Annotated in this window: 13 protein-coding genes; 7 read left to right on the forward strand and 6 right to left on the reverse strand. The window is 46.8% G+C overall.

Going from position 1 to position 12,736, the window contains the following annotated elements; translation table 11 throughout:
- Positions 1–185 precede the first annotated feature (185 nt).
- On the forward strand, positions 186–1,382 hold the full coding sequence (locus LRP50_RS20125) for an EAL domain-containing response regulator (protein ID WP_274166238.1): 1,197 nt from the start codon (positions 186–188) through the stop codon (positions 1,380–1,382).
- Between the two features lie 393 nt (positions 1,383–1,775).
- The gene (locus tag LRP50_RS20130; protein WP_274166274.1) at positions 1,776–2,867 is read left to right on the forward strand and encodes an NAD(P)H-dependent flavin oxidoreductase; all 1,092 of its coding nucleotides are present in this window, start codon (positions 1,776–1,778) and stop codon (positions 2,865–2,867) included.
- Here the strand turns inward: LRP50_RS20130 and LRP50_RS20135 are convergent.
- Positions 2,854–3,279 (reverse strand): MarR family winged helix-turn-helix transcriptional regulator, encoded by a 426-nt coding sequence (locus LRP50_RS20135; RefSeq protein ID WP_274166239.1) that lies wholly within the window; start codon positions 3,277–3,279, stop codon positions 2,854–2,856. The two genes, LRP50_RS20130 and LRP50_RS20135, sit on opposite strands and share 14 nt — an antisense overlap.
- A gap of 426 nt (positions 3,280–3,705) precedes the next feature.
- Here LRP50_RS20135 and LRP50_RS20140 point away from each other — a divergent pair, with 426 nt between their 5' ends.
- Entirely contained in the window at positions 3,706–4,029 is a 324-nt protein-coding gene (locus tag LRP50_RS20140; RefSeq protein ID WP_274166240.1) for a DMT family transporter, read from the forward strand.
- A gap of 61 nt (positions 4,030–4,090) precedes the next feature.
- On the forward strand, positions 4,091–4,480 hold the full coding sequence (locus tag LRP50_RS20145; RefSeq protein ID WP_274166241.1) for a DMT family transporter: 390 nt from the start codon (positions 4,091–4,093) through the stop codon (positions 4,478–4,480).
- 110 nt (positions 4,481–4,590) lie between these two features.
- Here the strand turns inward: LRP50_RS20145 and LRP50_RS20150 are convergent, their stop codons facing one another.
- From LRP50_RS20150 to LRP50_RS20170, 5 genes are all read right to left on the reverse strand, one after another.
- Entirely contained in the window at positions 4,591–5,220 is a 630-nt protein-coding gene (locus LRP50_RS20150) for a bifunctional 4-hydroxy-2-oxoglutarate aldolase/2-dehydro-3-deoxy-phosphogluconate aldolase (RefSeq protein WP_274166242.1), read from the reverse strand.
- Position 5,221: 1 nt separating this feature from the next.
- Positions 5,222–6,157, reverse strand: coding sequence for a sugar kinase (locus tag LRP50_RS20155; RefSeq protein WP_274166243.1), 936 nt, complete (start codon positions 6,155–6,157; stop codon positions 5,222–5,224).
- Between the two features lie 42 nt (positions 6,158–6,199).
- Positions 6,200–6,592 (reverse strand): RidA family protein, encoded by a 393-nt coding sequence (locus tag LRP50_RS20160; RefSeq protein ID WP_274166244.1) that lies wholly within the window; start codon positions 6,590–6,592, stop codon positions 6,200–6,202.
- 63 nt (positions 6,593–6,655) lie between these two features.
- A complete protein-coding gene (locus LRP50_RS20165) occupies positions 6,656–8,095 on the reverse strand; it encodes an N-acyl-D-amino-acid deacylase family protein (protein ID WP_274166245.1) in 1,440 nt (479 codons plus the stop codon).
- A 29-nt stretch (positions 8,096–8,124) separates the two neighbouring features.
- Positions 8,125–8,988 carry a MurR/RpiR family transcriptional regulator gene (locus LRP50_RS20170; RefSeq protein ID WP_274166246.1) on the reverse strand — a complete coding sequence of 288 codons (864 nt, stop codon included), beginning with the start codon at positions 8,986–8,988 and terminating at the stop codon, positions 8,125–8,127.
- A gap of 168 nt (positions 8,989–9,156) precedes the next feature.
- Between LRP50_RS20170 and LRP50_RS20175 the strand changes: the two genes are divergently transcribed.
- The 3 genes from LRP50_RS20175 to LRP50_RS20185 all read left to right on the forward strand — a co-directional run bounded on the left by LRP50_RS20175 (position 9,157) and on the right by LRP50_RS20185 (position 12,683).
- A complete protein-coding gene (locus LRP50_RS20175) occupies positions 9,157–10,422 on the forward strand; it encodes an alanine racemase (protein WP_274166247.1) in 1,266 nt (421 codons plus the stop codon).
- Positions 10,423–10,878: 456 nt separating this feature from the next.
- Positions 10,879–11,412, forward strand: a complete 534-nt coding sequence (locus LRP50_RS20180) for a TRAP transporter small permease (RefSeq protein WP_274166248.1) — start codon at positions 10,879–10,881, stop codon at positions 11,410–11,412.
- A complete protein-coding gene (locus LRP50_RS20185) occupies positions 11,409–12,683 on the forward strand; it encodes a TRAP transporter large permease (RefSeq protein ID WP_274166249.1) in 1,275 nt (424 codons plus the stop codon). Before LRP50_RS20180 ends, LRP50_RS20185 begins: the two co-directional genes overlap by 4 nt.
- Positions 12,684–12,736: the final 53 nt, after the last annotated feature.

Here is a 12,736-nt window from a genome sequence, read left to right on the forward strand (position 1 = left end):
TAAATTTTTTGCCCAATTAGTGGATCTCAGCTAATAATTTATGGGAGCATGCGAAAAGTCTGATATAGAATAAATGTCAATACAGTGACTTTATTTGTCGATTCTTAATGAGAAACTCAGAACTTAAAAGATTTTATAGGGACGTTGGGTTGGTGAACCATGTGAGTAACACAAAGACTATCGCTGTGATTGATGACTCTGAGTCTGTGCTGATGCTAATTCGTAGCATGTTGAATCGTCTTGGCTATGAAAAAGTGAGTTGTTTTTCTAGCCCTCAATTGGCCCTCAAAGAAATTAATTATGAAATCGCGCGATATGATGTTGTATTCACAAACTTAGGTATGGTCGATATTGATGGAATGTGCGTTATTCGCGAATTGGGAAAAATGAAATACCGCGGCGCAGTTTGCATTATATCAGATCTTGAAAACCGTGTGACGGAGTTGGCTGCAGAGATTGCAAAACTTCAGTGGATAAACCTTCTAGGGAGCATCCCAAAGCCGATAACTTTATATGCGTTAGAGAGAGTATTAAAAAAGGCAGATACCAAGAGCGACGTCAAATTAAATCAAATTGAACTCATGCCAAAAGACGAACTTATTGAACACATTATTTGCGGTCATGTTGTTCCTTACTACCAACCAAAAGTGAATTTTCTGACCAAGAAGGTTGAAAGTTTGGAGGTGCTTGCGCGTATTGTATTTCCTGAGTCGCCATACTGTATCAATCCATGCTGTTTTATTAGTACTGCTGTTCAGTACGGGCTCATTGATCTGCTTACTGCCTCAATCGCTGAACGGACCGCACTGGAAATAGATGAGTTGTCATCAATATTTGGTGGTGAAGTTAGCGTCGGGATTAATCTTTCTGCGACGCAATTGGACGATTTGAGCATTCCCAATCGACTGGGGGCGCTGTTTAAGGCGAAAAGCGTTTCTAACTCTCGTGTCACATTAGAAATAACCGAGGAGAGTTCCTTGCAATCTCCTGAGCAGCTTGAGTCTCTCAACCGACTTCGCATGCAAGGATATGGTGTTTCGCTGGATGACTTTGGCACGGGATACGCCAATTTCCTCCATTTACGGAATTTACCTTTTACGGAAGTCAAAATTGATAGATCGCTAATTACTAATATTCATCTGGATCATTTTGGTCAAACCATTGTTCGTTCATTAGTGGATTTTACCGTCCAATCAGATTGTGTCATCGTCGCTGAAGGTGTAGAAAAAGAGGAAGAATTGAAGTACCTCATCGAGAACTATCCGTCGATGCTGATCCAGGGCTTTCTAATTTGTCGTCCCAAAACGCTGAATGAATTAGCTGAGTGGTATGGCGATTGGCGTTGCGATAATGTGTTAGGCGGCTATGCGCAGTCGAAATAATTGTTACTAGAAACACGCGTTGCGATGGCACTTTTTTGTGCATTTATCACGTTCTTTACCTTTCACTATTCTCCCTTATTTGCTTGTTAATTCACGTTTGTTTGTTTCATCGTAAATCATCGGTGTACCGTCAATTCCTAACTTTTTATTGCGCATAAATTTTGCTTTGTGATTAGAGTAATATACTCAAACATCCTGAAGATGCAGGATTCAGCGAAACTTACAGACGTAGTGATCTAGACGTCCCTTGCCCATGTAGTGATCTCCATCAAAAAGGGATAATACCGAGCATCTTCTGGTTGATTGGTTATAGTCCACACAGGATTTATGTGTGGTTAACTCAACCGTGCACGAATGCGTGAAGGGAATTCAATGAATAATGGCAATATCGCGATGGGTAAGTGGGTAAAAAAAGCGAGCGTTAATAATACTCACCAGTCATTCAAAGCGTTGCTTGGAACAGATCTTCCTATTATTCAAGCGCCGATGGCGGGCGTGCAAGATAGCGCCCTAGCCATCGCAGTGAGCGAAGCGGGTGGGTTAGGATCTTTGCCCTGCGGCATGTTGAATCTCGATCAAATCGTGAGTGAACTTGAGGTCATCAGTGCCGCGACGACACAAGCTTACAATCTCAATTTCTTTTGTCACCGAATGCCTGCGTTCAATCAACGCCAACATGCCGAATGGCGAGATGCGCTGACGTCATATTTTGCCGAGCTGGATATCGACCCCACAAGCTTGCCAATCACAACCAACCGTTTGCCGTTTAACCATGATATTGCTGATGCCATTGAGTCATATCGTCCGCCGATTGTTAGCTTTCATTTCGGTTTGCCCGATCATACATTACTGGCCCGCGTAAAAAGCTGGGGGACAAAGGTCTTGTCTTCCGCAACGACACTTCAAGAAGCCATGTGGTTAGAAGCAAACGGCGCTGATGGCATCATCGCGCAAGGCTTAGAGGCAGGCGGTCACCGAGGTATGTTTTTGTCTGAGGACATCACCACACAAGTGGGTACTGCGTCGCTCGTGCCTCAGATAGTCCAGAAAGTGAATCTACCGGTGATTGCGGCTGGTGGTATTGCAGATGGTCGTGGTGTGCAAGCGGCAATGCTATTGGGTGCACAGGCCGTACAAGTGGGTACAGCCTATTTGCTGTGTGCTGAAACCAAAACGTCTACGCTTCACCGCTCAGCGATTCTGAGTGAGCTGTCTCAGCACACTGCACTCACGAATATTTTCACGGGTAGGCCAGCTCGTGGCATCGTTAATCGAGCAATGAGAGAGCTTGGATACATGCAGCCACTCGCGCCAACGTTTCCTTATGCCTCTATCGAGGCCGCTCCCCTCAGGCGCCAAGCCGAGCAGCAAGGACGTGATGATTTCACACCGTTATGGTGCGGACAAAACACCTCAGGCTGCAAAGCGATTTCAGCGGGGGAGTTAACTAAGGCGCTAGGGAAGTATTCTGTCACTCTTCAATAATTTGACGAAGGCAGTCAACGACTTTACTGTTTTCCTCTTCTTGGCTAGCTGAGTCTAACGCCGCTTTGATGTAGCTGGCGTAGTCATTCTCAGCCTGGCTTTGGACTTCTCGGCCTCGCCCAGTTAGTACGGTATAAACACCTCGTTTGTCTTTTGGGCAAAGATCTCGAAGGGTATATCCACCTTTTTCTAGTCTTTCAACAAGGCGAGTGACAGAGCTCTGATTCAACCCTAGAAGTTTGGCGAGTTCTTGCATCCTCAATTCGGCGTCTGCAGCGTTGGAAAGAAGCGTTAGTGCTCGATACTCTGTTAAGCCAAGCCCGTGCTCACGTTGCATCTCTTTTGCTATCTGATTTTCGACGCGATCAACGACGATCTTAACTCTTTGCCACAACGAGTACTGCAATATCATTCTGCGATTCCTAGCGATTCCTAGCGATTATGCGTAGGGACTTGCTTGCCCCAACGTTGCTTTCATTTTAAGTATGTATATACATGCAAAATCTTAAAATCTGAGTATAACAAGCGGTAATAATTTGTGAAATGCTCCGCACTGCAAAACAAATCAATCAAAGTAAAACCTCGTGCTATCTCTCTTTCTTGTCGCGAGCAAATGTTTGGATTTGTGCGGTAAAACTAATTAAATTCCTAATTTTTAATGAGTTAAATAAAAAACAGCATAACAAAAAACCAACTGCCTATAAGTGTCCATCAACAAACACTCAACTACTTGTACGTGCAAGTATCTTGACAGCATCATTGCGTTATTACTAATATGCTTGCACATGCAAGTAAATGTGTTGCGTGAGAATTGTTATCTGATAGGGAGAAAAGAGACATGTTGAGTTGGTTATATCTTGGAACGGCGGTCATTTTTGAAATTGCCGTTGCTATTTCGGCAGGAAACGCAAAAGGATTTACTCATCCTAGTTGGACGGCGGCGACGCTATTGAGTGGCGCCGTCGCGACTTATTTTCTCAGTTTAGCGTTACTTGAATTTGATGTGGGTATTGGCTACTCAATTTGGACATCCACGGCAGGAGTGGGAATCGTCATTTTGGGCGCTTTATTTTTCGGTGAGCGACTTGGAGGGAAAAAGCTCTTGGGTATCGCTCTCGTTATTGGTGGTGTTATTGGTTTGCGAATGAGCGGTGCTGCGTAATCGCCACCATATTGACCCATTTAGCCACAATTGTTCATTCATGATTTTAAAGGAATAAAAAATGACGTCGAAAACTAAGAAAGTAAGCACCACATATGCTTGGGCAATGCTTCTACTTGCTGGGGTATTTGAGATTGGTTATGCGTTGAGCGTAGCAGGGAGTGAGGCATTTACGATTCTCAATTGGTCTGTTTCAGCGGTCGTCTTCTTCCTGTTGACGCTTTACTCACTGAGTGTTGCCTTGAAATCTATAGATGTCGGTATCGGTTATGCCGTATGGGCGGGTATCGGTGCAATAGGTGCCTCTGTGTTTGGAGCAATCGTATTCGATCAAACCTTGTCTCTTCTCCAAGCATTCTGGTTATCTGTCATTATTCTTGGGGTTGTTTGGTTAAAGCTCGCTAGCAGTGAAAAAGCGCAGGTTGAACCGTCCCGTTTGGTATCCAACTAACAAACTGTATAGATAGAGACTGGTGGTGGTCATCAACTATCGCCAACATCAAAAAGCCCGTCGTAAAGACGGGCATACAGACAGACTAGAAAACGAAAGGAGGAAGAAAATTAGCGCGTGTGTTCGACCGCTTCGCGGACAAGGCGACCAATCTCATCCCAATTACCCGCTTCAATCAGTTTAGGCGCGACCATCCAAGTACCGCCGCAACAAACAACCCGATCGATCCCAAGATAATCAGACACGTTCGCTTTGCTGATCCCACCCGTTGGCATTAGGGTCACGTTGACATAGGGGGCAAGTAACGATTTGACCATCGCGATGCCGCCAGAGGCTTCTGCAGGGAAGAATTTCATCATGGTCAAACCGAGCTCTAAGCCTTGCTCGATTTGACTTGGACTGTTAACGCCCGGCACCATCGGAATGCCGATTTCTTGGCAGTACTTCACCGTGTTTGGGTTCAGCCCTGGTGCCACAATAAACTCTGCGCCAGCCGCTTTGGCTTTGTCGACTTGTTCGGCGTTCAACACCGTCCCAGCACCAATGCACATGTCAGGATATGCCTCACGCATCAAACGAATCGCTTCTGCCGCAGCTTCTGTTCTGAAGGTGACTTCTGCAACAGGAAGGCCGTTTTCAACTAACGCTTTGGCAAGCGGTACTGCCTGTGCGGCATCATCAAGTTGAATCACGGGAATGACTTTGAATTCGTTGAGTTTAGCGACTAAATCTTGTGACATGTTAGGCTCCTGTAAGGTGAAAAGGTTCGGTATGGGCGATGGGAACAATGGCTCCCGGAAATTGAATCACGACACCCGCGAGTGCATGACCAAGTTCTGCGCATTCTGTGGGGGACTGTTGAGTGAGATACCCCGCGAGAAAACCCGCAGCAAAGGAGTCTCCTGCCGCGCAAGTGTCGACTACGTTTGTCACATGCGTCGCTGACACTTCAACACGTTTGGCATCGGTTTGTAGATCGGAAATGACCACGCAAGGTTCGCTGCCTCGCTTAATAACAAGCTGCTCGCAACCAAAGGATTTACACCGTTCAACGATCTTGGTGTCACCCCAAATCAGCATGTCATCATCTTCAGTAATTAACGCGACATCGGTATGGCGCAATATATCGCGATACCATTGTCTCGCTCGCGTTGCTGACCAAAGTTGCGGGCGAAAATTGTTATCAAAGAAAACGGTTTTGTTTTGTATCTTTAGTCGCTTAACACATAACAATAAACGGGCTTTGGCTTCGTCAGATAGAATCGCAAAGCTGATCCCGCTTAGGTAGAGCGCATCAATGTCTTGGTTTTCTATGGCATGTTCAAGCGGCGAAATCGCGTCGAAATAATGTGTCGCTGCGCTGTCAGTGCGCCAGTAATGGAACGAACGCTCGCCGTGTTCATCGGTTTCGACGAGGTACAGCCCCGGATTTTTGTTGGGGACACGAGAGACAAGATCGGTATGAATGCCTTCACTGTGCCATGCAGTGAGCAGATCATCGCTAAGAGCCTCCTCCCCAAGCCCCGTCGCATAGTGGATATTGATAGGGTGATGGGACAACAATCGAGCAAGATACAATGCCGTATTGAGTGTGTCGCCGCCGAAGGTTTTGTTCAGGGGCTTGCCGCTTAATTCGACCATGCATTCGCCAAAAAAGGCAATGTTCAATGTTCTCATCTTGCTCGACTCCGATCCCATCTGCTTATTGATTCTTGCGGATTACACGCGATCAGCGCGATAGCAAGTCACGTCGACTTCTACTTTCACATCAACAACAAGGTCGCACACCATGCAGATACGTGCTGGTGGGTGTTCGCCAAAGAACTCTCTGAAGACTTTGTTGAATGATTGGAAATAACGCGAGTCCGTTAGCACCACTTTTACATGCACGACGTCGGCAAGGGTGTAGCCAGCTTCTTCCATGATATCGACACAGTTTTGGATAGCGAGACGAGACTGATCGACAATGCCCCCTTCCACCACCTCGCCGTCTGTCATCGGTGTTTGGCCTGACACATAAAGGAAACCGCCCGCTTCTGTTGCTCGTGCGAACGGAAGGTGTTGTCCACCTGTGCCTGTGCCACCTTCGACACCGTAACGTTTAATAGTCATGTTTGTTTCTCCAGATAGTTTGGTTATTAGGCTATGGGGCGTTATTGCGCGGTTATTGAGTGTCTATTTAATACTGCGAGCCAGAAAGCGCCCAGATCGGCTCAATACGCCCTGTTTTTCGGTATAGGCAATATTGCCATTAACGATGACCGCCAAGATCCCTTTTGCCGCAGCGATGGGATGGTCGTAGCTAGCCACGTCGGAAATCTCGTTTTTATCAAAGAGCACCAAGTCAGCGAAATTCCCTGTTTTAATTTCACCGCGCCCCGCTAATTGAAAGCGTGCTGCAGACAGCCCTGTCATCTTGTGAATCGCGGTTTCAAGCGAGAAAATGTTGCGTTCTCGGCTGTAGTAGCCCAACACGCGAGGGAAAGCACCCCATAAACGCGGATGTGGATGCGGGTCGTTGGGCAAGCCATCAGAGCCAATCATGGTGAGCTTATATTTCAGGACACGCTCAACATCTGCTTCATCCATACAGTGGTATACCGCGCCTGCGGGTTGCAGTGCTTGGGCGGCGTCCATCAATGGCAGATCCATATCTTGAGCGACTTGTTTGAGTAGTTTGCCCGCATGTTCGGGCAAGGAGTCACTCCACGTGATGAAAATATCGATATCATCGGTGACTTGTTTCAAGTCGAGCGTGGAAGAGCTAGCCGAGTAGGGATAGCAGTCGCAGGCAATGTCCTGGTGTGCTGATGCACTGTCCATTTTTTTCAGTACATCATGGGTGCGGCCCCAGTTACCTGCTCCTGCACATTTTAGGTGTGAGATGATCACTGGCACTTTGGCTTTTTGGCCGACGCGAAAGGCTTCATCCATCGCACCTAAAATACCTTCGAACTCGGTACGCATGTGAGTGGTATAGATGCCGCCAAACTCGGAGAGCTCCATAGCGAGTTGCTGCACTTCTTCTTCTGGTGAAGATTTTGCGCTGGCATAGGCGAGTCCGCTGCTCAGACCAAGAGCTCCTTGTTCTAATGCTTCACGGAGTGTTTTACGCATTTGGGCAATTTGCTCATTCGTTGCACCGGTAAACAAATCGTCCATGACATTGTTTCTAAGGGTCGTGTGCCCGACGAGCGCAGCCACATTGACAGCAGGCTCGGCGTTAGTCACGGCTTTGGCATAGGATGCAAACGTCGGATATTGAAAGTCTGTTTGTTTACCCAATAGGTTCATTGGGTCAGGCGGCGCTGCAGTGAGCGTGGCAGGGGAGGCACTAATGCCACAGTTTCCCACTATCGTGGTGGTGATGCCTTGGCTGATTTTCGGTAAGCATTCTGGTAGCCGGATAACGTTAGTATCGTCATGGGTGTGTACATCGATAAAGCCGGGTGCGAGCACTTTGCTTTGTGCATCAATGTCGGTCGGAGCTTGCACGCGAGAAAGGTCGCCGATAAAGGCGATCTTGTCGTTTTCAATGCCCACATCCGCTGAGTATGCTGGCGCATTCGTTCCATCAATAATGGTGGCGTGACGAATGATGATATCAAGCTGCATCTTGGTTTCTGTTCCTTTCTAAATACGCGCTAATCACCTAGCGGCTGTCTATCTACGCCTCCGCGATGAGCATCTAGCGCGAGTTTTAGTCGGCGAAGACGGTCTCTTGAGCGGCGTTTGTGGCTCACGGCCAATTCCATGGCAAGAACATCAATTAACGCAAGCATGGCGTAACGTGAAGCAGATGGTTTATAAATAAAATCAGTTTCTTGTGTCACGATAGGGAAAACCAAATCGCTGATATTCGCAAGCGGTGAACCCTCGGCAGTGATGGCAATAATCTTCACGCCGTATTGCTTCGCTAACTCGGCAGTCTCAACAATGGTCGGCGTGAAGCCAGTGGTCGACATCATCACTAACACATCATTCTTATCGGCAGTCGAGGCGACCATTCTGACTAACAAGCCATCGTTATACGCGACCACGGGGTAGCCTAATCGGAAAATACGGTGCTGGAATTCTTGTGCGCCCATCGTAGAGCCGCCGCCCATGCCAATAGAAATAATTTGTCGTGCACCGTGTAACCATTCAACAGCAAGTTTAACGTCTTCTTCTTTAAGAATTTTTCGATTGATATCCATGGTGTGTTTAATGGACTCATAAACCCCTTGAACACCTGTCGTGTCGATAGGGTCATCGATAAAACGCGAACCAACAGCCAGTGATTGTGCCAGTTTGATTTTTAAATCGCGGACGTTCTTACATCCCACGGCTTTAGCAAATCGAGTGATTGTGGCTTCACTGACTCCTGCGCTGTTTGCCAGTTGTGTAATGCTGGCATTCGCTGCCATCGATAAGTCATCCATAATGAGCGTGGCAACTTTCTTTTCGGCATCTCTTAACGCGTTAAAACGCTCTGAAATACAAGAAATAATATCGATTTCAATGGGCATAACGTTCACCTGTTCGTTGAGCAAATACTAGATTTACTGCAAAAATAAAAAAGTGAGAAAGCGCACATTTGGCGCGGTAATGTTTGATAGTTTCTAACATGGGAAATACTGTAACGCACAATGAAGCCAGTTTCCACAGGCTTGTAGGTCATGTTTGGAGAATTTGATATGGACGATAAAAAGCAAACTTGTGATAGTAATTTTCAGGCTGCGGACGCGGAGACCTTTCCTTTTGGTACAAAAGGTGTGCCTATTGGACGCCAAAAGCAAGGCCGTTATTCGCTAAAAGACGAGCAGGTGAGCTTGCCTTGCGCCGTTGTCAGACAAGGTGCGATTGAAAATAACCTGCAATGGATGCAGTCGTTTGCCCATCATCACCATGTCAAACTCTGCCCTCATGGCAAAACCACCATGTCCCCTGATTTGTTCAAACAACAACTTGAAGAAGGAGCCTGGGGGCTGACCGTGGCTTCACCAGCACAAGCCGAAGTTGCTGTAATGGCGGGGGCGACAAACATCATTATTGCAAACCAAGTGGTCGGTAATGTGAACATGCAGATGGTCGCTGAGCTTATCAAGCAATATGGCGTGGTGGTGTACGCCTGTGTAGATAGTTTGAGCAATGTGCATTCATGGCAGGCCATTGCTGAACAAGAACAGGTGACGGTCCCACTGTTTATTGAGTTAGGTGTGCAGGGTGGACGATGTGGCTGTCGACATGCAGAGGATGTTCATGCGATCGCCGCGGAAATTCAAGCCTCGCCCCATCTTTCTTTGAGAGGGATTGAAGTTTATGAAGGTGTCATCAATGGTGAGCATGCAGAGCAAGATATTCGTCAATTCTTGCAGCTGGCGATTTCATTACTTGAAGCACTGAAGTCCAAATATGCGTTGAAAGAAGCTATCGTTTCCGGTGCAGGCTCTGCGTGGTATGACGTGGTTGCTGAAGAGTTCAACGCGCTAAATGGGATAACGGGTGTAATTCGCCCTGGCTGCTATGCGATTCATGACACGGGTATTTATGAGAGTGCGCAAAACCAGGTTCAAGCGCGCGCGAGTGCGAGCCAAGGTGTTGCTTGCGATATTAGCGGCGATCTTGTGTCGTCGTTAGAGGTATGGGCGCACGTGGTTTCTGTGCCCGAAGACGGTAAGGTGATTGTTGGTATTGGTAAACGAGATGTCGCCTTTGATGCGGGCTTACCGACGATTGAACGCTTGATTCGTGAAGGGGTAGAGCAGCCGTTACCCGTAATGACTGCCACCAAAGTGATGGATCAACACATGTTCGTGGAAGCGCCTAATGGCGGATTGAACGTGGGGGATATTGTGGTGATGTCTACGTCTCATCCTTGCCTAACGTTCGATAAATGGCGCTTTATCGGTGTTGTTGATGAGCAAGATTGCGTGGTTAATTGGATGCCTACGTGCTTTTAGTCGACAGCGATGTTGATTAGTGCATCACCTTAGCTAAAACCACCTCATTCGTTACAATATTTATCAAGCTGGCATCGCCGGCTTTTTTGTGTTCGCGGTGAGCAAGTTCAAATTCCCTTCAAAAAAAACGACCGAATAATTAGGTTACTTTCTGCCAAATTTTGTATTCAGTACGGGTAACTCGCTGTTTTTCATCACTGGCGAGAATGTTATTTTCAAACATGGTTTTTCAACATCACTTTTTCCGTGATTTATTAATTTGTATTTTAATCAGTGCTTTACGTTTGCAATTAGGTAAATATGTTTGAAAGTATCACGCATTGCTGGTTTTGTGAGCTCCGTCGTATTTGCTGGCAACGTAAATTGTTATGGTGAAAAAATCAACTGTAAGGCCATTGTAAATACATGGTTAATCTCTTTGAGGGGAGAGCAGTCAGAAGGAAGGACTGAAGGTTTATGACATTACCCAACAACATCATTACGACAACGAAGAATCGGCTTAATAAAGCCAATCAGATGTGTGTCGCTATCTTAACCACGCTGCTGATATTGGACGTATGGGTTGGTGTATTAGATCGCTATGTTCTAAAGCTTCAACTGGTGTGGGTAGAGGAAATGGCGCGTTATCTGATGATATGGGCCATCTTAATGGCCGTGCCTTGTTGCACTGCGGGTCGCGAACATATGGGGCTCGAATTTGTCACCGCGCGTTTCCCTGACATGGTTCAGAAAGTCATTAAGCTTTGTGTTGGCGCGTTAACGTGCGCTTTCTTCTTCTACATTGCCTATCTCGGCTATGCCTTTACGGAAAAAGGTATGCATCAACTTTCCACTGTCTTTGCTATGCCAATGTCCTATGCCTATGCCGTGATCCCAGTAACCTTTGCTTTAGCGGGTATTCAAGCATTTCTTGTATGGCTTGAGGACTGGTACGCACTCAAATTATATCTGTCTGATGGTTCCGACCACTTGCAAGGAAATCGCTCATGATTGGTTTATTGTTCGCCGGGCTAATGTTGCTGGGAGCGCCTATCGCAGTTGCGCTGGGTGTCGCGGGGCTTGTCGGTATGCATGAAATTGGTGGAGCTCACTTTGCCTCACTGGCACCGAGTAAAATTTTTAACGGGCTAAATATTTTCCCATTTCTAGCGATGCCATTTTTCATTCTTGCGGGTGAAATTATGAATCACACTGGCATTACGAATCGTTTGGTGAACCTTTCAGAGGCTTTGGTGGGGCACTTCCGGGGCGGGCTCGCTCATTCAAACATGGTGGCATCGGTGTTCTTTTCCGGCATTACGGGATCGGCGACGGCTGACGCCGCAGCATTTGGTCGCACATTAGTGCCTGCAATGGTTAAACAAGGTTATAGCAAAGATTACGCCTGTGCAGTGACCGCTGCCGGCTCGATCATTGGCCCGACTATTCCACCTTCGGGTTTGATGGTGGTTTATGGTTCGCTCATGGGTGTCTCGATAGGCGGTTTATTTGCCACGGGTATTCTGCCGGGCTTGTTGGTGTGTTTTGTTTGTATGGCCATCATTGGGGCGATGGGTAAGCGAAAAAATCTGCCTAAAATCAATAAGCAAGCATCACTCGCTGTCGTGCTCGATCACTTTAAGAACTCTCTGTTGGCATTGCTGATGCCGATTATTATTCTCGGCGGCATCGTATTCGGCATTGTTACGCCAACGGAAGCGGCGTCCATTGCTGTCGCTTATGCGTTGATTGTTGGTACTTTTATTTACCGCAACCTTACGTTCAAAGCGCTGTACCAAATGATCATTCGTACATCGCAAATATCCGCGGTGATTTACCTCATCATTGGGTCAGCATCCATTCTCGGCTGGTGGCTGAGCTTCAATCAAATCCCACAGATGATCGCAGACATGTTCATTTCACTGTCTGACAATCCTGATGTGATCCTCGCCTTGATTATTGTTCTTTTACTGACAGTAGGAATGATCATGGATATCAATGTGATGCTGGTAATTTTGGCACCCATTTTGATTCCGCTTACAGCAGAAATTGGCATGGATCCACTCCATGCGGGCATCGTATTTATTCTGGCGTTGAATATCTCCCTGATGACCCCACCGATTGGCGCCTGTCTGTTCGTTCTTTCGTCCGTCACTGGCGCCAAAATAGAAGGGATATCTAAAGAGTTGATGCCGTTTCTCATCGGCCAATTAGTGCTTCTTTTCGGCATTGCTTTTCTACCCGATATTGTCTTGTTTATCCCAAGATGGCTTGGGTACTAAGACATGTTGGCTATGCAACACAGAAATATAAGCGCACTGCGCATGAACCAAAA

It is taken from the genome of Enterovibrio gelatinilyticus, from assembly GCF_028683095.1.
Classification (GTDB): Bacteria; Pseudomonadota; Gammaproteobacteria; order Enterobacterales; family Vibrionaceae; genus Enterovibrio; species Enterovibrio gelatinilyticus.